At 51.4% G+C, this 23670-nt stretch carries 21 protein-coding genes; 5 read left to right on the top strand and 16 right to left on the bottom strand.

Annotated features, from left to right (window positions below):
• Nucleotides 1-13 precede the first annotated feature (13 nt).
• A complete protein-coding gene (locus tag MKY48_RS04460) occupies nucleotides 14-2581 on the bottom strand; it encodes a hypothetical protein (protein ID WP_339292375.1) in 2568 nt (855 codons plus the stop codon).
• 320 nt (nucleotides 2582-2901) lie between these two features.
• On the opposite strand from MKY48_RS04460, the gene MKY48_RS04455 reads away from it, so the two are divergent.
• Nucleotides 2902-3510, top strand: a complete 609-nt coding sequence (locus MKY48_RS04455; RefSeq protein WP_339270336.1) for a superoxide dismutase — start codon at nucleotides 2902-2904, stop codon at nucleotides 3508-3510.
• Between the two features lie 102 nt (nucleotides 3511-3612).
• On the opposite strand, the gene MKY48_RS04450 is transcribed toward MKY48_RS04455, so the two are convergent.
• From MKY48_RS04450 to acpS, 3 genes are all read right to left on the bottom strand, one after another.
• Nucleotides 3613-4848, bottom strand: coding sequence for an MFS transporter (locus MKY48_RS04450; RefSeq protein ID WP_339292374.1), 1236 nt, complete (start codon nucleotides 4846-4848; stop codon nucleotides 3613-3615).
• A gap of 64 nt (nucleotides 4849-4912) precedes the next feature.
• Entirely contained in the window at nucleotides 4913-6061 is a 1149-nt protein-coding gene (mutY, locus tag MKY48_RS04445; protein ID WP_339292373.1) for an A/G-specific adenine glycosylase, read from the bottom strand.
• A gap of 25 nt (nucleotides 6062-6086) precedes the next feature.
• Nucleotides 6087-6482 carry a holo-ACP synthase gene (acpS, locus tag MKY48_RS04440; protein ID WP_339292372.1) on the bottom strand — a complete coding sequence of 132 codons (396 nt, stop codon included), beginning with the start codon at nucleotides 6480-6482 and terminating at the stop codon, nucleotides 6087-6089.
• A 189-nt stretch (nucleotides 6483-6671) separates the two neighbouring features.
• Here acpS and MKY48_RS04435 point away from each other — a divergent pair, with 189 nt between their 5' ends.
• Nucleotides 6672-7223 carry a dihydrofolate reductase family protein gene (locus tag MKY48_RS04435; RefSeq protein WP_339292371.1) on the top strand — a complete coding sequence of 184 codons (552 nt, stop codon included), beginning with the start codon at nucleotides 6672-6674 and terminating at the stop codon, nucleotides 7221-7223.
• A 70-nt stretch (nucleotides 7224-7293) separates the two neighbouring features.
• On the opposite strand, the gene nadE is transcribed toward MKY48_RS04435, so the two are convergent.
• From nadE to MKY48_RS04420, 3 genes are all read right to left on the bottom strand, one after another.
• On the bottom strand, nucleotides 7294-8103 hold the full coding sequence (gene nadE / locus MKY48_RS04430) for an ammonia-dependent NAD(+) synthetase (RefSeq protein WP_339292370.1): 810 nt from the start codon (nucleotides 8101-8103) through the stop codon (nucleotides 7294-7296).
• Nucleotides 8104-8302: 199 nt separating this feature from the next.
• Nucleotides 8303-8737, bottom strand: coding sequence for a BrxA/BrxB family bacilliredoxin (locus tag MKY48_RS04425; RefSeq protein ID WP_076325917.1), 435 nt, complete (start codon nucleotides 8735-8737; stop codon nucleotides 8303-8305).
• 323 nt (nucleotides 8738-9060) lie between these two features.
• On the bottom strand, nucleotides 9061-10785 hold the full coding sequence (locus tag MKY48_RS04420) for an ATP-binding protein (RefSeq protein ID WP_339292369.1): 1725 nt from the start codon (nucleotides 10783-10785) through the stop codon (nucleotides 9061-9063).
• Between the two features lie 211 nt (nucleotides 10786-10996).
• Between MKY48_RS04420 and MKY48_RS04415 the strand changes: the two genes are divergently transcribed.
• Nucleotides 10997-12271: an NAD(P)/FAD-dependent oxidoreductase gene (locus MKY48_RS04415; RefSeq protein WP_339292368.1), complete on the top strand. Its 1275-nt coding sequence runs from the start codon at nucleotides 10997-10999 to the stop codon at nucleotides 12269-12271.
• A gap of 167 nt (nucleotides 12272-12438) precedes the next feature.
• Here MKY48_RS04415 and MKY48_RS04410 read toward each other — a convergent pair whose 3' ends face one another.
• The 3 genes from MKY48_RS04410 to MKY48_RS04400 form a co-directional block, all read right to left on the bottom strand.
• Nucleotides 12439-13701, bottom strand: coding sequence for an ABC transporter permease (locus MKY48_RS04410; protein WP_339292367.1), 1263 nt, complete (start codon nucleotides 13699-13701; stop codon nucleotides 12439-12441).
• Between the two features lie 14 nt (nucleotides 13702-13715).
• Complete coding sequence (locus tag MKY48_RS04405) at nucleotides 13716-14447, bottom strand: ABC transporter ATP-binding protein (RefSeq protein WP_339270322.1); 732 nt, start codon at nucleotides 14445-14447, stop codon at nucleotides 13716-13718.
• Between the two features lie 82 nt (nucleotides 14448-14529).
• Complete coding sequence (locus tag MKY48_RS04400) at nucleotides 14530-15870, bottom strand: MFS transporter (RefSeq protein ID WP_339292365.1); 1341 nt, start codon at nucleotides 15868-15870, stop codon at nucleotides 14530-14532.
• Nucleotides 15871-16083: 213 nt separating this feature from the next.
• Between MKY48_RS04400 and MKY48_RS04395 the strand changes: the two genes are divergently transcribed.
• Nucleotides 16084-16554, top strand: coding sequence for a MarR family transcriptional regulator (locus tag MKY48_RS04395; protein ID WP_076325923.1), 471 nt, complete (start codon nucleotides 16084-16086; stop codon nucleotides 16552-16554).
• A 69-nt stretch (nucleotides 16555-16623) separates the two neighbouring features.
• On the opposite strand, the gene MKY48_RS04390 is transcribed toward MKY48_RS04395, so the two are convergent.
• From MKY48_RS04390 to MKY48_RS04370, 5 genes are all read right to left on the bottom strand, one after another.
• Nucleotides 16624-18144: an MDR family MFS transporter gene (locus MKY48_RS04390; RefSeq protein ID WP_339292364.1), complete on the bottom strand. Its 1521-nt coding sequence runs from the start codon at nucleotides 18142-18144 to the stop codon at nucleotides 16624-16626.
• 195 nt (nucleotides 18145-18339) lie between these two features.
• On the bottom strand, nucleotides 18340-19905 hold the full coding sequence (locus MKY48_RS04385; protein ID WP_339292363.1) for an ABC transporter ATP-binding protein: 1566 nt from the start codon (nucleotides 19903-19905) through the stop codon (nucleotides 18340-18342).
• 4 nt (nucleotides 19906-19909) lie between these two features.
• The gene (locus MKY48_RS04380; RefSeq protein ID WP_076326035.1) at nucleotides 19910-20440 is read right to left on the bottom strand and encodes an ECF transporter S component; all 531 of its coding nucleotides are present in this window, start codon (nucleotides 20438-20440) and stop codon (nucleotides 19910-19912) included.
• Between the two features lie 182 nt (nucleotides 20441-20622).
• On the bottom strand, nucleotides 20623-21381 hold the full coding sequence (locus MKY48_RS04375; protein WP_339270315.1) for an energy-coupling factor transporter transmembrane component T: 759 nt from the start codon (nucleotides 21379-21381) through the stop codon (nucleotides 20623-20625).
• An 18-nt stretch (nucleotides 21382-21399) separates the two neighbouring features.
• Nucleotides 21400-21957, bottom strand: coding sequence for a GNAT family protein (locus MKY48_RS04370; protein ID WP_339270314.1), 558 nt, complete (start codon nucleotides 21955-21957; stop codon nucleotides 21400-21402).
• A 225-nt stretch (nucleotides 21958-22182) separates the two neighbouring features.
• Here MKY48_RS04370 and MKY48_RS04365 point away from each other — a divergent pair, with 225 nt between their 5' ends.
• Nucleotides 22183-23205, top strand: coding sequence for an alpha/beta hydrolase (locus tag MKY48_RS04365; protein ID WP_339270312.1), 1023 nt, complete (start codon nucleotides 22183-22185; stop codon nucleotides 23203-23205).
• Nucleotides 23206-23322: 117 nt separating this feature from the next.
• Here the strand turns inward: MKY48_RS04365 and MKY48_RS04360 are convergent, their stop codons facing one another.
• Nucleotides 23323-23628, bottom strand: coding sequence for a hypothetical protein (locus MKY48_RS04360; protein ID WP_071221900.1), 306 nt, complete (start codon nucleotides 23626-23628; stop codon nucleotides 23323-23325).
• Between the last annotated feature and the right edge of the window lie 42 nt (nucleotides 23629-23670).

Below are 23670 nucleotides of genomic sequence, written 5' to 3'. Positions count from 1 at the left end.
TCCGGTTCTTAATTTAACTCTCCTCGTCAGGAACTGCTGTAGGCGTGAATATCAGATTGTAGCTTTGACTGCCCAGCGTGATCCGCTCATTCTGGAATTCATCCACCAGGGTCAAGTTAAACCAACCGCCTCGAAGTTTTTTGTATTGCTCATCCGACAGCTCGATCGACATCGACCGGGTGCCTGGGACCTGAATATCGGTTCCTGGCGTGAGCGTGCGCTCCTGTGTCTGCCCGAGGTTGTCCTTGATGATTAAAATCAGCTTGTGGCCAGAGTCCGCCGCAATGATGCTCTCGCTGCGTTTCACATCAATCGTGATATTCAGCGGAATGGATGAGCTGCCTTCCTGCAGATGTCCTACCGCTTTCGTAACCGAAACGTGGTAAGGATACCAATCGAGGTTTGTCAGTCCGGAGCTTATGGCAGGTCTGATCGGATTCAGCATCAATTTTTTCATGCCCATGACACCGGTAGCATCTTTACCCGTTTCAGCAAGCTTGCCTCCGGTCATCGCCGTACCCAGAGCAAGCCCCAGTTCGCTTGCAGCCCCCTTCGGCACTCTGGCCCAAAAGACAATCGACTGCTTGGACCCCGGCTGAAGCGAGGCTTCAGGCTGAATGGTTTCCGCTTCATAGATCTTTCCATCCGTGCTTTGGAAATACCCCTTCAGCACCGCTGCTTGGACGCGGCGCTGTTCATTGCTGGTCAGCAAGAACTCGGAATAGACAATATCGGAGTCCACACCTTCATAGATGACCGTCCGCCGTTCCTGCGCCTCTGCGCGCTTACCAATCGCGGTAACGGTATACGGCTTCCCTTTCTCCAAAGTGCTGATCGACTGCGTCATGCCGGACGTGGTCATGGTAAGGAACGACGTTTTGGCCGTATCCTGCTGCGTAAACAGCTCGAAGCGAAGCGAACGGATATCCTTGGTATACGGGATCCGGGCCATGACATATACCTCGGTTGATGACCCCGGGGAAATCAGGGAACCCTGCTCCTCCGCAATAACCTCCGAACCAGCCAGACTTGTTTTTTCGTCCGCTGTGACGTTCACTTTAAGCTCAGGCAGCGGCAGCGATTTGGATTCCTGCGTATTCCGCAGACGCAGCTTTGCAACGATCAGATCCTGATCCTGCCATGGCAGGCGCTGGATGGATTCCAGCGTGTACGCAAATCCTTTGGCTGTCTGCGCGTCGTACTCCACACCGATAGATGATTTGCGTTCCGTTTGATAAGGGATGGCAAAGTATGCAATCGGCAGGGTCAATGACTCCTGGACCTCGGTGGTCGGCTCACCGGCCGGTTCACCCGAGCTCGCCGGCGGTTTAGATGAGCTGGCTGGTCCAGATGTCCCGATCATTTGCAGCTTCAATCGGTCCTGCTTGAGATCTAGCGGGAGCGTTATTTCCATCACCATCGTTTTCTCTTCCCCGGGACGCAGCGTCAAACCCGCTTTGTTATCCGGAGTGTAAGGATGGAAGGAGCCTTCGGATGCTTTAATCGCAAATTCGTAGGCCGGAACCTCCACCGATTTTTTTCCTTTATTCTTGAAGGCCATCTCGATATTCCATATGCCCTGCCCCCCTGAGGCACGCAGCGAAGCTTGGCGGATTCTGGCATCGACCGGAATCCCCTTGATGGTCAACTTCTTGGCCGCGCCCGCCGCAACATCCCACTTTGGAGCTGTTGCCGCAGGTAGCTTGAAGGATGCGACTGGCAATGACAGCTTCAGCGTTTCATCGTTTTCGGTCCACAGGAAATGCAAACCGGTCGTTTTAAGATAAGAGGGAACTTCTGTTATGTAATAAACCAGTTTCTTTTCTTTCGGCTGAACAGGCACACCCTCAGCCCCTGCCTCATGACGCAGAAGGAACGAACTGCCGCTTGCCGTCGCCAAATACGGTTCGAACCCCCGATCATTCCATACCTTTCCACCATGGTTCGTCATATACATCCCGACTTTGGCGATGACTTTGCCGTCATACTTGATGATCTCCAGTGATTCAGCCTGTACGGTAACCGGAGTGCCGCCCAGATTCAGCTTGGAGGTCGAACCAGATGGTACGGCTGCTGTATAATTGGCGGGCATTCTGTACGTTCCGACACGCTGCAGGTAGCCTTTGACTTGCGGATTCCATACGTCCATCACCAGCTTCATGCCGGACAAGGAACTGCTCTCGGTCTTCGCATAGTAGGTTACACTCAGGCTTTGCCCGGGCTCTACCTTCTTCTTGGCCAGATCCTTGGATATGGGATTGGCCGCCGTCACGGAACCGCCGGGAAGCACCACCTTGGGAAAATAAGATACCAGGCGCGCTGCGCTTTTCCCCCCGTTTTTATAAGTCAGTGTAAATACCGCCACATTCGTGCCGGTCTGCTGCCATACGTCGGCATGGTCAAGCTTTGCTGTGACGTTGTTCCCAAGCTGCACGCTCCAGGCCAAAGCTGCACCCTTCTGTGCAGTCGACTTCGTGATTTGCGATGGCTGTGTCTTAGTTGCTGCAGCTTCCACTTGCGGTGCCGCAGCCAGAATGGCAGCCATCAGAATGGCAGTCACTCTGAGCTTTGTACTATTCATGTTATGTACCGACTCCTTTCTACCTCGACATATCCCTTCTATATCGACGTTTCGATCATAGATTTGTTCAAGACTATATATATAACGACAAATTTCACAGAAAAGTTTTCCATTAATTTTCGATGTCACAACTTTCGTTCATGCAATAAATCAGCCCTCTCGGACTTTTCAAACATAAAAGTTGATTTAATCACCCAAAACGGTTTAATATATGTAGTGTAGCCGGATTACATATTACGTCTCCGGGATGATAAAGACTTCCTGATGAAGGAAGACCCTTTCATCATAACCAAAAACTAAATTTACAGGAGGTTTTTACTATGGCATTTCAATTACCAGCACTTCCTTACGCAAACGACGCGCTCGAGCCTCATATCGACGCACAAACGATGGAGATCCACCATGATCGCCACCATAATACCTACGTAACCAACTTGAACGCTGCTCTTGAGAACGCTCCTGAGCTTCAAGGCAAATCCCTTGAGGATCTGATCTCTAACCTTGACGCTGTACCGGAAAGCATCCGCACAGCGGTTCGCAACAACGGCGGCGGCCATGCTAACCACTCCCTGTTCTGGGAAGTTATCGGACCAAACGGCGGCGGACAACCGACTGGCGCTTTGGCTGATGCCATCAACAGTGAACTGGGCGGCTTTGATAAATTCAAAGAAGATTTCGCAAAAGCGGCTACAACCCGTTTCGGCAGCGGCTGGGCTTGGCTCGTTGTTAAAGACGGCAAACTGGCAGTAACCAGCACACCGAACCAAGACAGCCCGATCATGGAAGGTCAAACACCTCTCCTCGGCCTGGACGTTTGGGAGCATGCTTACTACCTGAAATATCAAAACAAACGCCCTGATTACATCTCCGCATTCTGGAATGTAGTGAACTGGGAAGAAGTCGGCAAACGTTACGATAACGCGAAATAATATCGCTTAACTAAAAACCGATATCATACCAAAAAAGGCTGCTTTCAGCTGTAGACCCTGTCTACTGCGAAAGCAGCCTTTCTCTATATCTATATCATGCTGTTACGTGTTATTTACCGCTGCTGCAGAGCCTGACTCATAATGGCGGACCTTGGATGGTGCATAGATGACCACCAGCAGAATGACCGAGATCAGGACGGCTGCACCTGCACCGATCAGGCATACGGCCTGCAGCGGCCAGGCATCGGCGGCAAAACCGAGCAGAAGTGTTAAGAGAATCTGCAGCATCCCTTCCAATAAGCGGGTCACGCTCGTAAAGCGCCCCATCAGATCAATAGGCACCTGATTTTGAAAAAAGGTAGTATATCCCGCATTCGCATACGAAGAGAAGAAACCAAACACGATAAAGCCGATAACGGCCGTCAGGAGGCCGGATGCGGCATAGAAGATCATATACCCGGCACTCGATAGAAGCACACCAGCCCCGATAAACATGCGCAATGATAGCCATTTGACAGTTAGAGACGCAGCCGCTGAGCCGGCCAAATACCCAGCTCCGGCTACGCTGACGAGTAGTCCGTAATCCTCGTCGCCGAGGAGCAACACCTGTTTAATGAAGGTTGCCTCTTGGGAATCGAGCGCGAAGCCTAGCAGCATGGCAGATTGAAATAACGAGTATACAAGCATAAAATACTTCGCCGCTTTCCCGAAATCAATAACCGCAGCCCAGTCCTGAAGCAGTGTCTTCATTGTGATGGCATCCCGTCCATTGCCTGCGCTTTCCTTTCCATCCACATCGGGAAGGAAGTAAATGACAAGCGCGCAGATGAAGAAAGATACGGCATTGATGAAGATGCTGATCCGAATGTCCGTATAAGCGATCAATAGACCGGATATAGCGGGTCCAAGCAGCACCGCGCCGGATGTCGTAAAGCTGGACCATGCGTTGAACCGCTTTCGTTCCTCTGCCGGGATCAGCTTCGTTATATATGTCATGGACGTAGGCCCGAAGAAAGCCCCCGCAACGTTAATCAGAAACATGATACAGTAGATGCCCCAAACCGAGGACATGAAGGGGATAAGGGCAATCAAAGCCCCTCGGATCACATCGGTGGTGATCATAAGCCTGCGCTTATTCGCCCGGTCAATAATACTGCCCGCCCAGGAGTTGGTAAACAGGGTTGCGAGCGGCCGGATGATAAACAATCCAGCCACTGCCGCAGGAGAACCTGTCATATGCAGCACAAGCAAATTAATCGCGACCAGATAGATCCAGTTTCCCAGATTGGAAACCCCGATGCCAAAAATGTAAAGAAGCGCATTCTTCCAGCTATGCAAAATCTCCACTACTCCTTACAAGCCGTTTCAACATTATATCTCCCATTGCAAGGGAAATACGGCTTTAAGATGAGAAATACGAGTTCAGAATCCGAATGAACACATTCGGAAATGCGTAGCGTTCCATGTCATGAACGTGAATCCAGCGAAAGCTCTCTTCGCCTGTCTCATATGCCGCTGCACTCTCTGCTACTTCCAGGGCTTCCGGCGGCACATCCTGCCATTTACAGCGGTACACGCCCATATGCCATTGAATATGGCTAAAGGTATGCTCGGCGTCCATCACATGGCCCATCGGCAGGATCGGAACTCCTTCCTCCAGCAAGGCATGACGCAAGCGGCTCATCGCCGTCTCCTCGGACATCACGGCCGGTACGCCGCTCCCCTCGGTCGACACGATCACATGCGGCAGCTCCCACATCCCTGCCAATAAACCGGTGGATGGACGCTTGCGGATCAGAATCTTCCCTTCGTGCACGCCAGAGCCTTCTACAATGGCCGTGAGGCGGTATTCAGGACGTGGCGGCTTGGCCTTCGTCTTAATAGGAAGGGACTCCTCTTTGCCCTCAAACCGTGCTGTACAATGCTCCATCACAGGGCATACCAGACATTTGGGGGACTTCGGCGTACAGATCAACGCCCCCAGTTCCATCAACGCCTGGGTGAAATCCGATGCTCGCCCATCCGGAACCAGCGTCAGCACCAGCTCCTCCATCTTGGTGCGGGTCTTCACTTTCATAATATCTTCTTCAATCAAAAAATAGCGGGACAGCACACGCATGACGTTACCGTCCACTGCTGCGGCAGGAATATTGAATGCAATGCTGCGAATGGCACCCGAGGTATATGGACCAATGCCTTTAAGTCCCGACACTTCATCTTTGCCGCTCGGCATAACGCCCCCATACTGCTCTGTCACCTGCCTTGCGGCAGCCTGAAGGTTGCGTGCCCGGGAATAATAGCCAAGGCCCTCCCAGCACTTCAACACATCGTCCTCCGGCGCATCCGCAAGCGACTGAATCGTTGGAAACCGCTCGATAAACCGGTGGAAATATGGGATTACCGTGTCCACCCGGGTCTGCTGCAGCATAATTTCAGATACCCATATATAGTAGGGATCACGATGCCGGCGCCATGGCAAATCCCTTTTGTTGATCTCATACCAATCCAGCAGCTCTTGGCTGAAGTATTGTTTGTGTTCCGTATTATGCATCTATAAGTAATCTCCTTCGTCAACCTTACTTTATCTTCTCAACCACGGCGAAAGCGGAAGCCAGCGTGGTCTGATGCGAAATCGTCAAATGAATCGCATAATGTGCGGACTCCTCCATTCCGAGGCGATCCCAGGCTTCCTGGGATAGTCGAGTCTCAGGCCTGCCAAGAACACCCGGCAGCACTTCTATGTCACGGAACCCGAGTATACCTCCAATTCCGGAGCCAAAGGCTTTGGATATCGCCTCTTTGGCAGCAAAGCGCCCGGCAACAAACTCCGTCCGTTTCGCCCCCTTACCGGCGGCAATGACCTGCTCACCCTGCGTAAGCACGCGCTTCATGAATCTTTCTCCATGCGGGCCTGTCATCAACATCTCCATTCGCTTCATGTCCAGCACATCATGTCCGATTCCGTAGATCACAATCGTCCGCTCTCCTTCATGGATCCAGTCTTCCTGTCCAAAAAATATACTCTTACTTATTGTATCAGTCGATGTACGTCAACGCGAGACCAACGGTGTTACAACAACATGAATTAAATAAATTTGTTGTATTTCAAATTTCATCTATATAGACTGTACAAAATAGCATGGTGAAAGGGGAATCATATTATGGGCTCATTGATTTATCACGTGGCTGTTTCGCTCGACTATTTTATCGCCGATCAAGCCATGATGGATGGAAGGATCGACCGAACTCTCTTTTTATTCGATGGGGAGCATGTTCCGGACTTCTTGGCAGAAATCCAGGAGTTTGAGGCTGTGCTGATGGGCGGTAAAACGTATGAGTTTGGATTTAAGATGGGGGCTAAGCCAGGAGAGCCTGGTTACAAAGGACTCAAGCATTATATATTCTCACGCTCATTAGAATTCGAATCCAATGAAGAAGTTGAATTAGTCAAGGAGAACGCCATCCCGTACATCCATAATCTTAAACAACAGACAGACGGCAAGCTGTGGCTGTGCGGCGGCGGGGAATTGGCAGGAAGCCTGCTTCAGCATCAACTGATCGATCAGCTTGTATTAAAGATAAACCCGGTAATGGTTGGTGACGGGGTTCCGTTATTCGGCAGTGTCAAACCGCGGCTAAAACTCGAACTGGTCGATATGAAGCAATATGCCAACGGCGTTCTCAAACCGACCTACAATATCATATATACCTAGTGCCGCGCTAAATAAACTAGCCTTCCGGAGGTTATTCCACCGGAAGGCTGGTTGCCTGGATATTCGTATGTTAGATGCCTGGAATCGTATTGCGCTTGTGTGCGGTTTTGACGTAATAACTCTCGAGTTTCTGCTGAACATCAGGATCAATCGTCTTACCTTCCAGGTAATCGCTGTTATCCTCGTAGCTGATTCCGAGCTCTTTCTCGTCTGTTTGACCTTCCCAAAGGCCGGCAGAAGGGGCTTTATCCAGAATCGATTTCGGAACTCCTAAATAGGATGCAAGCATACGAACCTGACGCTTGTTCAGGGAACTCAGCGGCGTAATGTCCACTGCTCCATCGCCCCACTTGGTATAGAAGCCGGTAATCGCCTCGGAAGCATGATCCGTACCGACCACGATCAAATTCTGCTCGAATGCCAGCGCATATTGTACCACCATACGCACTCTGGCCTTCACATTGCCTTTACCCGGAATACTCATATGCTTATGGACCCCGATATTTTTCAGGCCATGCTCAACCTCCAAAGCTATTTCGTTCACCGTTTCCTCGATATTCGTCTCGACGGTATGTTTCAAATCGAAGGCCTCCGCTGTCGCATAGCTGTCTGAAATATCAGCCTGCTCGCCGTATGGCTGGAACACCCCGAGTGTCTTGTATTCCTTGCCACTCTCCTCCGTGAGTTCATCGGTGGCCCGCTTGCACAGACCGGCAGCGACGGCTGAATCAATCCCGCCGCTAATGGCGATCAGCAGTCCGGAAGTGCCCGAGTTCTTTACATAGGTTTTCAGAAAGTCAACGCGCTTGCGTACCTCTTCCTCCACATTAATGGTAGGTTTGACACCCAGCTCTGCGATAATTTGTTCTTGTAGGCTCATGATATATGACTCCTTTCAGTATGTTCTCTCTTTCTGAAGTACTTCATTGATAAAAGAAAAACGTCTATAGACGTATTTTCTCAGAAGACAGACCGCGTTGCATCAGCGTAGCTAGATAACTTATAAATTCTATATCTATAACAAAAGCCCCGCGGCTTCGGAATATGCCGAATGCTTCGGGGCCTATGTAACTGCCGGATTACTGGCAGTAGCGATTGAATGCGTCGGTCAAATCTGCCGCGATTTCTTCTGCAGAACGATTCTCCACTTGATGACGCTCAATAAAGTGCACCAATTCCCCGTCCTTCAACAGAGCAATCGATGGGGAGGATGGAGGATACGGAGCAAAATACTCACGTGCTTTAGCCGTTGCTTCCTTATCCTGTCCGGCGAACACGGTAAACAATTGATCCGGCTTCACCTGGTTCTCAAGCGCTATGGCTACACCAGGACGCGCTTGCCCTGCTGCGCAGCCGCATACGGAGTTTACAACGACCAGCGTTGTACCTTTCGCTGTAGGAAGAACTTCCTCTACCTCTTCAGGTGTTGTCAGTTCCTTGATTCCCAAGCTGGTCAGCTCATCCCGCATCGGTTGAACCATATCGCGCATATATCGGTCAAAAGACATACCCATAACTCTTCACTCCTTATATAAACAAGATTGTTCGAATTATAACAGCTCATCGATATCTATATTATACAATCCTAAAGAGTGAAAGCAAGAAAATACAAAACGAGCAGCATCACAAAATAGGATACCGCCCGTTTTTCATGTTCCATTGGTTGAACTAGGTAGCAGGATAGTTTACCCCATCTTTTTTCTTGTCAACGATGGGCTCACCACGGCGATCTTTGTTTTCACGCTCCTGCTGCTCTTGTTGCTTGGAATCATTTTTACTCATCCGAATCCCTCCTTTACCCTAAGCTCTGCCTTATGATGCCTAATTACCAATCTGTTTATTCGAAAGCGGCAGCGCTCTGGGATTCCGGCAAACCTTGCGGGTACGAGTGAAGAGGAAAAGAAATAATGAAAACCGTTCCCTCGCCAAGCTTCGACTTCACATCAATGGTTCCATGATGACGCTGTACAATGCTCATGCACAGGGCGAGTCCAAGCCCCGTTCCCTTGCTCTTCGTCGTAAAGAATGGTTCAAACAAGCGCTCCAGCTCATTCTCCGAGATGCCGATTCCGGTATCCGCAACGTACAGCTGCGCCCGATCTCCTTCCATCCGAGTTTCAATTGTCAACGTTCCCTTATCGTCCATAGCCTCCATCCCGTTTCGGCATAAATTCAGAATCAGCTGTTTCATTTCCTTGGTATTCAGGTACAGATGGGGAATTTCGGTTCCGAGTTTCAGCTCAATGCTCTGTCCGCGCAAATTCGCGTCGGCCCACAAGAGCGGATTGAGCTCATGGATAATGTCATGAAGGTGACACTCTTCTTTTTCTGCCACCCGGTTTTGGGCCAGGGATAAAAAATCGCTGATGATACCGTTGGCCCGATCAAGCTCCTCCATGACGATCCGGTAATAATGGTCCAGCGTATCAGGACTCTTCTCCTGCATCAGCTGCAAAAATCCGCGCACAACAGCCATCGGATTGCGAATCTCATGGGTAATACTTGCCGCCATTTGGCCAACCAAGCTTAAACGCTCTACATTCATAAATTCCGTGCGAAGCCTCTCCAGCTCCGTAATGTCTTCCATAACTCCTACCGCACCCAAGATGTCTCCGTTCCCATTATGTATAAGTGGATAGATGCCGGTGGAATATACCCGGGTAGCGCTTCGCATAATCTCGCCGGTGCTTTCGATTCCATCCATAGCTCTCTGAAACCGGTTGCGCAGATGCTCCTTTTGAATCATGCCGTCCAATAAGTCAAATAATGGTCTGCCGATGACATCCTTGGTCGTCAGATTAGGAAAGACGTTTCGAAAGCTGCGGATAAGCGGTTGATTAAAGGCGATGATATTGCCGCTTCGATCCACCGCAACCATTCCTAAAGGAATCATCTCCATCATTTTTGTTAAAGATGACCACTCTTTGACCTTCACATCGTATTGACCTGCGCCTAGGCGCTCACATGTTAATTCGATCCAGTACACAATCATTCCAGAATAAAAAATACCGATCAGCATATACAGAATGGTTACCAGAATCGTATCCGGATTCAGAGCATACTGGTTAACCTTTCCTTCAATCGCGTGGGAGGCTACAATAATCAGCATAGCCGGAATAAGCGCGCTCCACAGCCAACAAATCTTTTCGGTCATGGAGCCTTTCTTGAAATTGGAGGTAATCCAGGGTAATAGCGAGTACCCTAGAACCAGCATATACAGAATGAGGCCGATCGTGGACCAGCCGTTCATCAGCCCATAGCTTGTGATATATATAGCTGCAAGACATAGACCTGAACGCCGACTTCCATACAATATGCCTAAAAATAACGGGATTACGCCAAGATGGATCGGAACGTAATAATCGTTCATAGCCGAGATCAAGACGCATAATACAGTACTGATTCCGCATGCAATGACAATATGTTGGCGAAAGCGAAGCAGATCATCCGGATTCTTCTTGTTCAGGCACTTTAGATGTCTGTCGAGGAGAAGCGGCAGATGAAAGATGAGTGTACCAGACAGCAAAACTTGCAGCAAAATATCTTTCCATAGGCTCAGCACAGCGATCGATCACCTCAATTGGACAACGCATCTAATATTTCTGATTAAAGCATAGGCGACACCATATTACAATATATTGTAATTTCTCATTCGAAGTCTGGGGAAACTCCATCCTGTGTCCTTTTCATGAGGTTTGGGATAATTCGCAAATATCCTATATAATAAGATTCATCTATTAATTGATATACCCCCAAAGGAGCTATGAGCAAACATGCTTGATTATGATATTATTGTCGTCGGCGGCGGACCTTCCGGATTGATGTCCTGCGTGGCTGCAGGGGAAAGAGGAGCTTCTGTTCTGCTGATCGATAAAGGAGATAAACTAGGCCGTAAACTAGGCATATCGGGCGGCGGAAGATGCAATGTGACGAATGCCAAAGAACAGGATGAATTGATTGCCAACATCCCGGGAAACGGCCGTTTCTTATATAGTGCTTTTCAGCATTGGAACAACAGGGATATCATGTCTTTTTTTGAGGGTCTTGGCATTCGCCTCAAAGAAGAGGACAACGGGCGCATGTTTCCTGTGACAGATAAAGCCTCGAGCGTTGTGAATGCCTTGATTGGCAAAGTGAAGGAGTTTGGTACTGACATTCGGACAAACAGTCCGGTGAAGAGCGTTCTCTATGCGAACGGCCGGACGGGCGGGGTCGAGCTGAAATCCGGGGAAGTAATCAAGTCTTCCTGCGTGATTATTGCAACGGGTGGACAATCCGTGCCTCAAACCGGTTCCACGGGGGACGGCTATCCATGGGCTGAGGCGGCAGGACATACCATCACGGAGCTGTATCCAACTGAAGTGCCTATCGTCTCCACCGAGCCTTTTATTGCCTCTAAAGAGCTGCAGGGCTTGTCATTGCGGGATGTTGAGCTGTCCGTCTGGAATCCGAAAGGAAAAAAAGTGATTGCCCACCGGGGAGATATGCTGTTCACCCATTTCGGAGTGTCCGGTCCGATCGCGCTGCGCTGCAGTCAGTTCATCCGCCAGGTGCAGCGGAAGTTTGATATCGTGAATGTGGACATGGGCATCGATATGTTCCCCGACCGTTCCCAAACGGAGCTTGAGGCCGAGCTCAAAGGGCGACTGGAGGATGAGCCAAGAAAGAGCATCAAAAACGTGCTCAAGGGCATGCTGCCGGAACGAATGATCCCCCTGCTGCTATCCAAGTCGTCCATCGACAGCGACATGATCTGCAGCGGTATCTCCAAAACGGCGCTGACAACCTTTGCCTCCATTCTAAAAAAGTTCACGTTCCGCGCTTCGGGCACCCGTTCGCTGAAGGAGGCCTTCGTGACAGGCGGCGGCGTCAGCCTCAAGGAGGTCCAACCCAAAAGCATGGAATCCAAGCTGATGCCCGGGCTCTTCTTCTGTGGTGAAATTCTGGATATTCACGGATACACCGGCGGTTACAATATTACGGCCGCTTTTGCAACCGGTTATACGGCAGGCAAGCATGCAGCCGAAGTCGCAGTGATAAACAAATAATAAGAAAAACGTCTATCGACGTACTCTCACAGATGACAGACCGCAGTTAGAGGAAGTTTTTCTTGCGATATCAGGAAGTCACAAGCTTCGAAGTTTATACTTTCTGATATCTTAAAATAAAGCGCGCTGTATGCCCCATCCATTGGAGCATTCCAGCGCGCTTTTTATTATTCTTGCGGGTGTCTCTCCTCCTTGTAGACCGGCCAGGACATGAGCGAGGGCGCGACCATGACAGCCAGCACAGTCAATACAAGCGCGGCGAGCCATCCCATTCCCCCTTGTAAAAGCGTTAGCCCTGTCATGAGCGAATAAAGAAAGGCGGGAAGAGCGAGTAAGGTTCGGACCGCGAGAACACCAGCCGAACGATGCTGCTGATTCGTAAACGGGAGCACCTGCATAAATTCGGCTTTGGCGAACAATGCCCACCTTGTATTCAGCCAATATGACATCATCAATACCAGAGCAAGATATACGATGATTTTGATGATCGTCGGCGGCAGCCAGACGGCCAGGATGCCGACCAGCGTAATCTGAATATATAATAATAAGCTCTCAGAGTGGCGCAAAATCGCCTTTAACCCCGCATCGGCAAGCCTCTTCTCCGCCGTACCTTTGAACAACCGGCCGGACTTGCGCATAAACCAGGTTTTACTTCGTACGCTGGGAGGTTTACCGACAGCTTGAATGAGCAGCTTCTCCGTCAACTGGATCCTTGTCTTCGCATCCTCACGCGCATCTGCGATGAAGGTCCCTTGCATGGCAAGACGCTTGCGGCTAAGAAGAAACAGCACCAAGAGCAGAATCAAGGAAGCTGCCCACAGTACAACGTAGGACTCAAGCCAAAATGTAACAAGCAGCGCCAGCAGCCCGAATGAGAGCCAGCGTACGATATAAGTCAGCACATGTTTCCGCCAGCCTTTATAGCTGGAACGAATCATAGCGGTTAATAGATTCGCGCACCAGGCGCATACAGCTGTAATCATCAGCAAGGTCACCAGAACAATACCGGTTATCCCATGTTCCCTGACCAGGATTGGCAGCGCAAGCACTGTAACGACCAATCCCTTGATCGCTGAGACCGTATGGCTGTATACCATGCCTCTGATCATTAAGCCCTTCATCCATCCCCCCTGCTGCCGAAGAAACAACACGTCAGCCTCTTCAAGGAACAGCAGAACTCTGCCGGAGAACATAAAGAGCAGGATGCCTACCACCGCCTGCAGCGGGAAGAACTGTGCCCATCCGGGAAGCGGGCTCGTCCATAACTCGCGGTAGAGCCCGCCTCCCAGCAGCAGACCCGGAACAATGATGTACAGCATCACGATCCAGTCGACCACGGTTCCCAGATTGTCGCGTTGATTCTTCCAATGAGCGGTTACCCTTCGCCAAAAGAGGGCGCCCGGATGGCTAAAATGATAGGATCGATCCATATCCATCACCTCCCTCATGTGAGCGCATCGAAGCAATCAAACAACGATGCGCCGGGAAGATCAGCGGCCTGGCGGATTTGATCCAACGTGCCCTCCGAAGCAATCCGGCCGCCGGATATGAGCACAAAGCGATCGCAAATTTTCTCTGCGGTATCCAGCACATGGGTAGACATCAATACACCGGCTCCCCGGCGTCTCTCCTCAAGCAGCAGATTCAAAAAATCTCGGGTGGCCCGGGGATCCAATCCGATAAACGGTTCATCTACAATATAGACGTCTGGCTTGGAGAGAAAGCCGATCATCAGCATCATCTTCTGCTTCATTCCTTTGGAGAAGCCTCCTGGCAGTTCATTGCGCACCGACTCCATTCCAAACTGACGGAGAAGCTGATCAGCCTGTGCTTCGAAATGTTCATCATCCATTCCAAATGCGGCAGCTGCCAAATCCAGATGCTCCCATAGCGTCAATTCCTCGTAAAACACCGGCTGCTCGGGAACGTAAGCATATCGGGGAGGATGGCCTGCAATAAAGACGTCGGCTTTACTATCTTTAAGCAGCCCCAGCACCGTTTTAATGGTCGTGCTTTTTCCGGCTCCATTCGGTCCGATCAACCCCAGCAGTTCGCCGGGTACCACTTGAAACGATATATCCCGTATGCGTGGGCGACCTGGTTCGTAACCCGCCTGCTGAATATCCACCTTCAGCACCGGCTCGGGCTCAAGTCCATTCTCTTGAATCTTATGCATCTTAACACCCCATCCATTAATCCTATTCTCAGTATTACGCAGATGGACGGGGATTCGTTGCATTTAGTGAAATACTCTTACATTACATCGTAGAAGTTTCAGGGACCCTATGGACTCCATTCCCTGTGGCAGAGACTTCATCCTTCCGTTCGATTCTGCCTTTGAACAGCAGCAGCACGGCACCCACTGCAGCAGTTCCAAGCCCTGCAACGATATAAGTCGGCACAGGTCCCAGGCCTGTAACGAGAGCGCCGCCGAGCGTAGGTCCGATGATCGCCGCACCGCTGGTAAGACTATTGACCGTTCCGAATACGCGGCTCGTCATATGCTCCGGGGTCCTCTTCATCAGCAGCATCTGGAACGGTACAAGCACGAAGCCTCCGCCTGCACCCGCCAGAAAGAAGGATCCGAACAGCACCACGCTCTGCAGCAGATGCGGCATTTCGGTCACGACGACTACGGCACATACGGCAAATACCAAACCCGCTGCGGCAGCGCCTATTCCCATCTTGGCAAGCGTGCTCCAACTCAACTTGCGGACAAACATGGCTGCGATCAACGTGCCCAGGCCGCTGGCGGAAATACAGTAACCAAGCAGATCTTCTGATACATTCGGAATCAACCGGAACAAGGTTACAATCTGAGAATCAGCCATCTGCAGCACCAGTACTACTGCGCATATCGTAACGACGCCTCCCAGCAGCAGCGGTATGCTATAGATCAGCTGCACCCCTTCCCCGATTTCCTTGAAGAAGGATTTTTTTTGTCCGTCATGTCCACTACGCCCTTCATTTGGCGACTCACCGGTCAATCCTTTCTGCTTAAGCTGCTTCCGACCCGGCACGCCAAGCAGAAACAGTGCCGATACGACAAAAGCGCCGGCATCGATAATGAAGCATAACTGAATGCCGAACAACGCCAGTAATAAACCGCCCAAGGACGGCCCGATAATCTTGGACAACTGCTCGATCGATGAACTGATTGTCACCGCCTGATCGATGTGCTTCGGGTCCACGATCTCTTTAATCTTGCCGCTCTTGGCAGGAGAGAACAGGACATCCATCAGGCCTTTAACGATCAGCAGTATATAAATTTGTATTAGATTGCCTGCAAACAAAACCCCAATCAAGATAAAAACTCTGACCCCGTCCGATATCACCATGATTTTTTTGCGGTCATACCGGTCACCGATCCATCCTGCCACAGGGCCGCCAATCAAGACGGGAATGGCCATGCATAATGTCATCGCCGTTATTTCCCAGGGCGCGGCCTGCCATTTCAATCCGACAAGCGTCAAGAGCGCAATGATATACAGCCACTCTCCCATGTTGGACACCAGCTGAGATCCCATCAATAACATATAGTTCCGATTGCGCAGCAGCGGTTTTAATCCCTCTGATTCCACGGTTTGTGCTTGATTCATGTTCCCCACCCTTTTCATCCCATCTGAATAATTTCATTATAAAATCGGCATTCAGAAGGCGTATCGGGCTGGAGGTGTAGTTGATACGGAGCCGGAGAATGAAAATGTTTCGGCTGCATTGTGACAAATCACATGTTGAATTTATTCATTTCAGCGTAATCTTAGATTTGAAGTAATTCAGGACATGAGTCCATATCAAAGGCGGGAGAATGTATGAAGGTGTCACATGAACGCGATACACAGCTTGCTATGCACCTGTATCGGGTGTTTGCCAAGTCATTCAAGAGCGTCAACGAACATGTCGTGAATGGCAGTAAAATCGAAGGCTTTAATCCAACTTCATTTGCCGTAATGGAAGTACTGTTCTATAAAGGCCGCCAGCCCATCCAGCAGATCGGGGCACAGCTGCTCCTGCAGAGCGGAAACGTAACCTATGTGGTTGATAAGCTCGTCGAAAAAGGATATGTACGCCGCAAGCCCTGTCCCGAGGACAGAAGAGTGATTTACGCCGAGCTGACTCCGCCCGGAGAACAATTGATGCAGAAGCTTTACCCCCTGCATGAACGTCACATCCAGCATGCCCTGGGTGGATTGGATGAGGAAGAGAAGTATCAACTGATTGGGCTTCTGAGTAAAATGGGCAAACATGCGGAACAGGTGCAAATCGTACGCCAGCAAGGCTGAAAAAACAAAGAGAAGAACCCTTCCTCCTTCTCGGAATCAGGGTTCTTCTTATTAATAAGAGTCTATCTATCATTTCATTGAAGTCTGCCCCTCTTCCGTTTCCGCCTCCGGTTCAGGAGGAGCATTGCGGAAGGCGGCCACGATAAACAAACAGATCACGGCCATTACGGCCATCACCACAAACAGCGAATTCAGACTGCCCTCCAGTATTCCGCTCAGCAGACCGCCTGACCCTTCAGGCAGTTCAGCCATTCCATGCGGAGAGAGCAATTTGTTAATGTCGTCGCTGGTAATGCCTGCAGCATCCGGCTCCGCCGCAAGTCTGCCCGCAATTCCCGCGTTGACCCATAATCCGAACACCGCTACGCCCACGGTCTGACCGAACGTCCGAATGAAGGAGTTCAGCGCCGTGGACGCTCCCCGAACCTGATAACCCACCGAGGATTGTGCAATGATCTGGAACAACGTCGAGATGTATCCGAAGCCGATGCCATAAATGAAAGTAAAGACCAGCAGCACGCCCAGCGCTGTATCCTTATGCATATAAGCCAACCCCACCGCTCCGATCATTAGGAATACGACGCCGATAATCGCCGTTTTCCGGGAGCCGGATTTAACGATCAAACGGCCACTGATAATCGAACCGATGAGCCATCCGATCGACATCGGGGCCAATGTCAGTCCCGACAAGGTCGCGTTGCCGCCTCGAACGCCTTGAATCCACAGCGGCAAATACGTGGTCAACCCGATGATAAGCGCGCTGACCAGAATGTTGGCCACCGTCGATACCGTAATATCCCTGATCTTGAACAGATGCAGCGGCAGCATCGGCTCCTTCACCTTGCTCTCCACTACCAGGAACGCAAGAAGCAGCACCACGGAACCGATGATCAGACTGAGCATGAATGGAGAAGTCCAGGAATAGGTCTCTCCGCCTCCTACCGCGAGCGCAAATAGCAGCGCCGTCATCCCAACGGTAAACAGAGCCGCCCCCCCGTAATCGATCGACACCTCGCGGGTGGTGCGTTCCTCTTTGAAATAACGGAAAATCAGCCATATCGATAACAGCGCAAACGGTACATTAAAGACAAAGATCCAGTGCCAGGACAGGTAATCGACAAAATAACCGCCAAGCAGCGGGCCGATCAGAGAGGAGATTCCCCATACGGAGCTGATCATCCCCTGAATTTTACCGCGCTCCTCCAGATTGTAAATATCTCCAACAATCGTGAAGGTCACCGGAATGACGGCGCCCGCCCCGATCCCTTGGATCGCCCTGAATATGATCAGCTGCGTCATGTTCTGCGACAGGCCGCACAGTAATGAGCCTACGAGAAAGATCAGCGAGCCGTATAAAAATACGGGCTTGCGTCCATATAAATCGCTTATTTTACCGAAGATCGGCGTCGTCACAGCCATCGTCAGCAGATAGGCCGTAAAGATCCAGCTCATCAGACTCACGCTGCCGAAGCTGCTGATAATCGCCGGACCCGCTGGACCGACAACCGTTCCCTCGATCGCAGCCATAAAGGTGGATAACAGAATACCGACCAAGATATAACCGCGTTTGTCTTGTTTTAATACACCCACGTTCCTTCGTCCCCTTCACTCTAGACAGCCCCGGCATAATCCCAGACCTGCTGCAACAGCTTTCTGGCATGTATCCTTAATAGAGAAAATAAGGTGTAACCGGGGCCAACAGCATAAAAAGCGCCTCCCGATACCAGGAGCGCTTTCATATCATGTAATATTTCTATTATAAAGGTTACCTTGAAGGTTGCACAGTCACTTTTTCCCGCTCTTCAGATGAATGAACGATGTGGCATGTTTCTTCATGAGTTCTGGATCGTGAGTGATCATCAATATGGCCGAGCCTTCCCCAATGACAAAATGACACAACTCGATCACCTTATCGATGGCGGCATAGTCCATCCCGGAGGTCGGCTCGTCCAGGATGTACAGCGATCTCTCCAGCATCAATTGGCTGATGATGCTCAGCAGGCGCTTCTCACCCTGACTGAGCAGGTAGGGTGACATCTGAAGCCGATCCGCAAGTCCCGCCTTCTCCAACAGGAACCTCGCTCGTTGCTGTTGGCTGGCAGACAGCTCCGGACGCTTCTTCATGGGCAGCCCTCCATGAAGACTGTAGATCAGCTCCTCCCATACATTCGGGGCGGTAAACATATATTCCGGCTGCTGGAACACATAACCGATCATCTCGGCTCTGCGGTAGACGGCCATTCCCTTCGTATCTTCCCCTTGCCAGCGTATACTGCCTGCCGGAGCGGGCAGCAGCCCCATGATCAGACGGCTGAGGGTTGTTTTGCCGGAGCCGTTCTCCCCCGTTAACAGCACCCAGTCGCCGGGGTAAATGTTCGCATGGATATCACACAGCGCCTCCCGGCCCCCGGGATAGGCAAATGTTAGCGAATCGACCTCGAGCAGCGGGGAGGCGGCAGACTCCCTACCGCCTTCTGCATGGGGTACCGCCGCAGGCATGGAACCTGCAGCGATCGGCCTGCCCGCATGGCGCGCAGCCAATTGCGGGGGAGTCGCCGCCGGGACAGGATTGTCTCCGGCGGACGCACCCGCTGCCTCGCCTGCGGGCCGAGGCAGCAAGCCCAGCTGCACCAGCTGCTCCCCGCAGCGGTGCAGCAGCTCCTCCGGCGGACCGTCAAGCACGACGGTCCCGCCATCCAGGACGATGACGCGCTGCGCGGCGCGCGCGACATCGTCAAAGCGGCCGGACGCGGTGATAAGCGTCCGGCCCTCCGCCTGCAGCTTATGGCACAGCTGCAGAAAGTTCGCCTGCGCCGCGGCATCCAGGCTGGCGCAGGCGTCGTCGAAGACGAAGAGCCGCGGGCGCAGCGCCAGCACCGCGGCAATGGCCGTCCGCTGCCGCTGTCCGCCGGACAGGCTGCGCACCGGATCCATCCGGCGCTCCAGCAACTCGACCGCCGTAAGGGAGTGCACCACCCGCTCCTCGATCTCCGCGGGTGAAACCCGCATATTTTCAGGACCGAAGGCCGCCTCGTCCTCTACGATGCCTTGAACGAGCTGCGCATCCGGATCCTGAAACAATACCCCTACCGCCTCGGCCACGTCGGCAATCGGCGCCGCTGCAGGATCAATGCCATCCAGCAGCACTTCCCCTGTTCTTGTGCCTCCGCCGCTCCGCGGAAGAAGGCCGCACAGCAGCTGGCAAAGCGTCGACTTCCCGCTGCCGCTTGCCCCAAGGATAGCGACCCACCCGTTCTGCTCGATCTCCAGATGGAGATCCTGTATAACCGGGCACTCTTCTCCATCATAGATAAACCCGAGTTCCCGGCATGTTACCGTTGTTCCCGACATGGAACTATCCCTTCACGGCGACGGCAAACCGGCGAAGCAGGCCTGTCTTCACTAACGCCTCTCCTAACACTTTGGTTAACAGACCGCAGAGAAGCACGCCGCTCAGAATGCGCACAACCAGCGCGATGCCAAGCACTTCAAGCGGCCAGGACGTATATCCGAACATATTGGCCGCGAATAGGAACCATAACGGTACCATCGCGCCGCCAACCAGCATGAGCACGCCGGCACTCCATTTTTTGTGGCGGTAGATAGCAAAAATCGTCTCTGCCACGATCATATAGCAGCCTGCGGCCACAAAACACGAAGCGATGCCGTATACTGTGCCCGTCAGAGCCTGTATCGTGCCGCCGATCGCAAACGTGACAACCGCCGTTCCCGGTTTACGAATGATATAATAGGCCAAGAGCCCATATACCATGTAGATGCCCGTCGTCGTCGAGGTTGCGATGGGTCCGCCAAGACTGTTCAGCAGTTTGTTAACCGGCCCTATGTATACAGTTAGAACAGCATTGACGGCAGCGAGCATCGCCATCAGAATAATTTCCTGCGTCGTAAAAGCAAACCATTTTTTTGGGGATGATGATGAATTCAAATGTAGTCCTCCTTATTTCCAGCCATGGGCGGCTGTACTAGCGCTTTCGAATGCTTCATTTCATATTTTGCATGCTTCAGTCCTTAACGTCAACCTAATTTTTATTATTATTGGTTAACAATTTAGACAATCCACCACACGAAAACCGTTGCCAGTATATACATGACAGCCGATATGACCGCCCAAGATGGGATGTTAACCTCCGTGCGGTACGTTCGGTCCGGATACGCGCCAAAGCCTTTGGACTCCATGGCACCCGCCGTTTGTTGCACACGCCGCAGTGCATTGAGCAGTACAGCCGATACAAACTTCAAGCCGTAGCGCACTCGGTTACCGAGGCCCCTGGGAGGTCGATGGCCCCTTACTTGCTGGGCAGCCAGAATATGAGTTCCCTCTTCCTCCAACAGCGGGATGAAGGTTAGCGCAGCAGATATGCCAAACGCAAACCGATAAGGGATTCGAAGACGTCGGGTTAATTCAGCTACCAGTTCTCTCGGATCTGTCGTCAAGATATAAGCCATCGAGGTTAGAAACAAGGTAAACATCCGGAGCGTCATGGCGCCCGCAGCGTTTAACGCCTCCACCGTCAGGGAGATGGGTCCCCACTGCAGCCATACCGTCTCTCCTTTGACCGTCAGGCTGGTCAGAATGAAATAGGGCACCGCAACCATCGCAATCAGCCGGATCCCACCCAGCAGCCGTTTGCCTGATACCCGGCCAGCAAGTCGGGCTTGTCCGATGCATAGCAGGAGGAATACTGCCTGCTGCCAGGCCTGGTCAAGCAGCATGGCTATCACAGCGGTACAAAATAATATCACCAGCTTGCTTAATGGATCATATCGATGAAGAAGCGCGTTCCCCTTCTCATATTGAATCAGCATATTACAACTCCTGCCTCTCTATCGGCAATCTTTTCTTAATCGCGAAAAAACGACGGCATCCACATAACCGCTTGGCGTATGGCGATAATCCCGCAATAGTCCTTCGCGCGTATAGCCGATCCCCGTAAACCATCGACATGCCCGTTCATTTCTCGGATCAACAAAAGCTTCAATCCGGTTTAGTCCCATGGATGTGTACCCAAATGCCGCAACCATTTCGGCCGCCTCCGACATGAAGCCCTGCCCCCAATAAGCGCTTGTGAGCTCACAGCCGAACTCGCCCTTGAATGCGCCCTCCAGCTGCCAAATATTAAACCCGCAGCTGCCGATCAATTGGCCGGTGTCGATGACTTCGATGCCCCAGCGGATGGCTTCGTCCTGCTCCGCAAGCAGATGCAGCCAATGAATCAATGCCTTTGCATCCTCAGCCGAATGCATGGCAGGCAAATCCAGAAAAGCGCTCGTCTTCGGATCGGACCAACAGCGCAGCATCGCTTCCGCATCATCCGCCTCCATCCTTCGCAGCCGTATTCGCCCGCCATTTATTTCCGGAATGATTCCCTCGCAAACATACATGGCTTTCGCACCTCCTTGCAAAAAAACTGACTTGTATGGGCTGTTTCCGGTGATACTATGTGCGTGTATAAAAGAGTATAGCGAACATTTAATCCGTGTCCTGGTCATCCATCTGCATCTTAGAACCTAGATGTATCTATATTGATGGATTCGGGAGGCTTCCGTCAATATGCATGTTACGGCCCCCCTTGTACAGTACGGAAGAAGGAGGAAAATCATCTGAGTATGTATATCGCGATTGTCTTGCTGTTCACCGTCGTTGTCATTGCCGCTGCCATTACACAAATCGGATATCTGCAAATTACAAGGATGAGAGTAAAGAACGATCTCAAGCTGTTCAATGTTCTCGAAAAAGCCGGACTATACAGCAGAAAGCAATATGAGTCGCTTCAGAAGAACGAAGTGGTTATCACGAGTTTTGACGGATTGAAGCTGTGCGGCGCAGCCATTGAGAACAATCCCGGCTCCAAGCATTGGATGCTTCTCGCTCACGGTTATACCGGATCCCGAGCCGTATCCACTCAATTTATCGATTTGTTCACAGAAGAGGGCTATAATGTACTCCTCATCGATCAACGCCGGCATGGACGAAGCGAAGGACGTTATACCACCTACGGCTATTATGAGAAACACGATGTGCAAGCGTGGGTACGCTGGCTTATTCGGCAGTATGGCCAGGATGTGGCCATCGGGCTGCATGGTCAATCGCTGGGAGGCGGAACCGTGCTTGAATACTTGTCCATTGCCGAGCCGCAGGTTAAACTTGTCATCGCCGATTGCCCGTATTCCGATTTGACGGATTTAATGCGGCATCAGCTTACGCGCATTAACAAAATCCCTTCGGTGCCGTTCCTGTCTTGGGTTAACGCCAGAATTCGACGCAAAGCCGGGTTCAGCCTCGATCAAGTCAGTCCGATCCGTGCTGTTCGGAACAGCACGCTGCCGGTTATGTTTATCCATGGCACCAAGGATAATTACGTGCCTACCCGAATGAGTATCGACATGTTCGAGGCTAAACCGGACCCGAAAAAACTTCTTCTTATCGAAGGCGCTATCCATGCGAACGCTTATCATGTTGATCCCAAGTTATATCGGGAAAGCGTGCACTCTTTCCTTCGCGAACATATTGATCAACCCGTTAAAGTACCGCAGGCGGAAGCTGAACGCGTATCACAGCCGGAAAAGGAAGCTGCACCTGCACCCCATCCTTTCCAACTGGAGTTGGACGGCTCGCTTGAAACGATATAATCCACGATATAATCCGCTGGCTCTAACCCTTTCTTATCCCTTCAAAAAAGCCCCCGCCTGCACGCATAAAAACCAGCGTGAGTCGGGGGCTTCTTCAATTTTTATGCCGTTATCTACTTACGCCATGGAGTCTGCCTTCTTGGGATTCACCGGTTTAAGCACTTCATCGCAAAGCTCCTTAAGCCTGCTCTGAATTTCCTTGAATTCCTCGATTCCGGCTCCCGTGAGGCTGTATCCTTCACCGTGCGCCGTCAGGAAGTTCTCCTCGGTCAAACGTTCGAGCTCATGCTTAACCTCCCTATCGCCAACCTTATATCCATGGCGCTCCAACTCGGGCTGCATTTCGCTGATCGTAAGGTCCCGCTCATGGGCGTGATAGAGCATATGAATACCGATAAACAAATTCTGTACGTCTGCCCGCATTAAGGTTCTCTCCCTCCACCTGATTAAATTGATACCTGGTCA

This window comes from Paenibacillus sp. FSL W8-0187 (genome assembly GCF_037969755.1).
Classification (GTDB): Bacteria; Bacillota; Bacilli; order Paenibacillales; family Paenibacillaceae; genus Paenibacillus_AQ.
The sequence above is the reverse complement of the archived record's forward strand: the minus strand, read 5'-3'. Positions and strand labels throughout refer to the sequence as shown.

Coding starts and splice junctions, on each gene's coding strand:
- MKY48_RS04460 (WP_339292375.1), bottom strand. CDS start 2,581: ATGAATAGTACAAAGCTCAGAGTGACTGCCATTCTGATGGCTGCCATT.
- MKY48_RS04455 (WP_339270336.1), top strand. CDS start 2,902: ATGGCATTTCAATTACCAGCACTTCCTTACGCAAACGACGCGCTCGAG.
- mutY (WP_339292373.1), bottom strand. CDS start 6,061: ATGCATAATACGGAACACAAACAATACTTCAGCCAAGAGCTGCTGGAT.
- MKY48_RS04435 (WP_339292371.1), top strand. CDS start 6,672: ATGGGCTCATTGATTTATCACGTGGCTGTTTCGCTCGACTATTTTATC.
- nadE (WP_339292370.1), bottom strand. CDS start 8,103: ATGAGCCTACAAGAACAAATTATCGCAGAGCTGGGTGTCAAACCTACC.
- MKY48_RS04425 (WP_076325917.1), bottom strand. CDS start 8,737: ATGGGTATGTCTTTTGACCGATATATGCGCGATATGGTTCAACCGATG.
- MKY48_RS04415 (WP_339292368.1), top strand. CDS start 10,997: ATGCTTGATTATGATATTATTGTCGTCGGCGGCGGACCTTCCGGATTG.
- MKY48_RS04410 (WP_339292367.1), bottom strand. CDS start 13,701: ATGGATCGATCCTATCATTTTAGCCATCCGGGCGCCCTCTTTTGGCGA.
- MKY48_RS04405 (WP_339270322.1), bottom strand. CDS start 14,447: ATGCATAAGATTCAAGAGAATGGACTTGAGCCCGAGCCGGTGCTGAAG.
- MKY48_RS04400 (WP_339292365.1), bottom strand. CDS start 15,870: ATGAATCAAGCACAAACCGTGGAATCAGAGGGATTAAAACCGCTGCTG.
- MKY48_RS04395 (WP_076325923.1), top strand. CDS start 16,084: ATGAAGGTGTCACATGAACGCGATACACAGCTTGCTATGCACCTGTAT.
- MKY48_RS04385 (WP_339292363.1), bottom strand. CDS start 19,905: ATGTCGGGAACAACGGTAACATGCCGGGAACTCGGGTTTATCTATGAT.
- MKY48_RS04380 (WP_076326035.1), bottom strand. CDS start 20,440: ATGGCGATGCTCGCTGCCGTCAATGCTGTTCTAACTGTATACATAGGG.
- MKY48_RS04375 (WP_339270315.1), bottom strand. CDS start 21,381: ATGCTGATTCAATATGAGAAGGGGAACGCGCTTCTTCATCGATATGAT.
- MKY48_RS04370 (WP_339270314.1), bottom strand. CDS start 21,957: ATGTATGTTTGCGAGGGAATCATTCCGGAAATAAATGGCGGGCGAATA.
- MKY48_RS04365 (WP_339270312.1), top strand. CDS start 22,183: ATGTATATCGCGATTGTCTTGCTGTTCACCGTCGTTGTCATTGCCGCT.
- MKY48_RS04360 (WP_071221900.1), bottom strand. CDS start 23,628: ATGCGGGCAGACGTACAGAATTTGTTTATCGGTATTCATATGCTCTAT.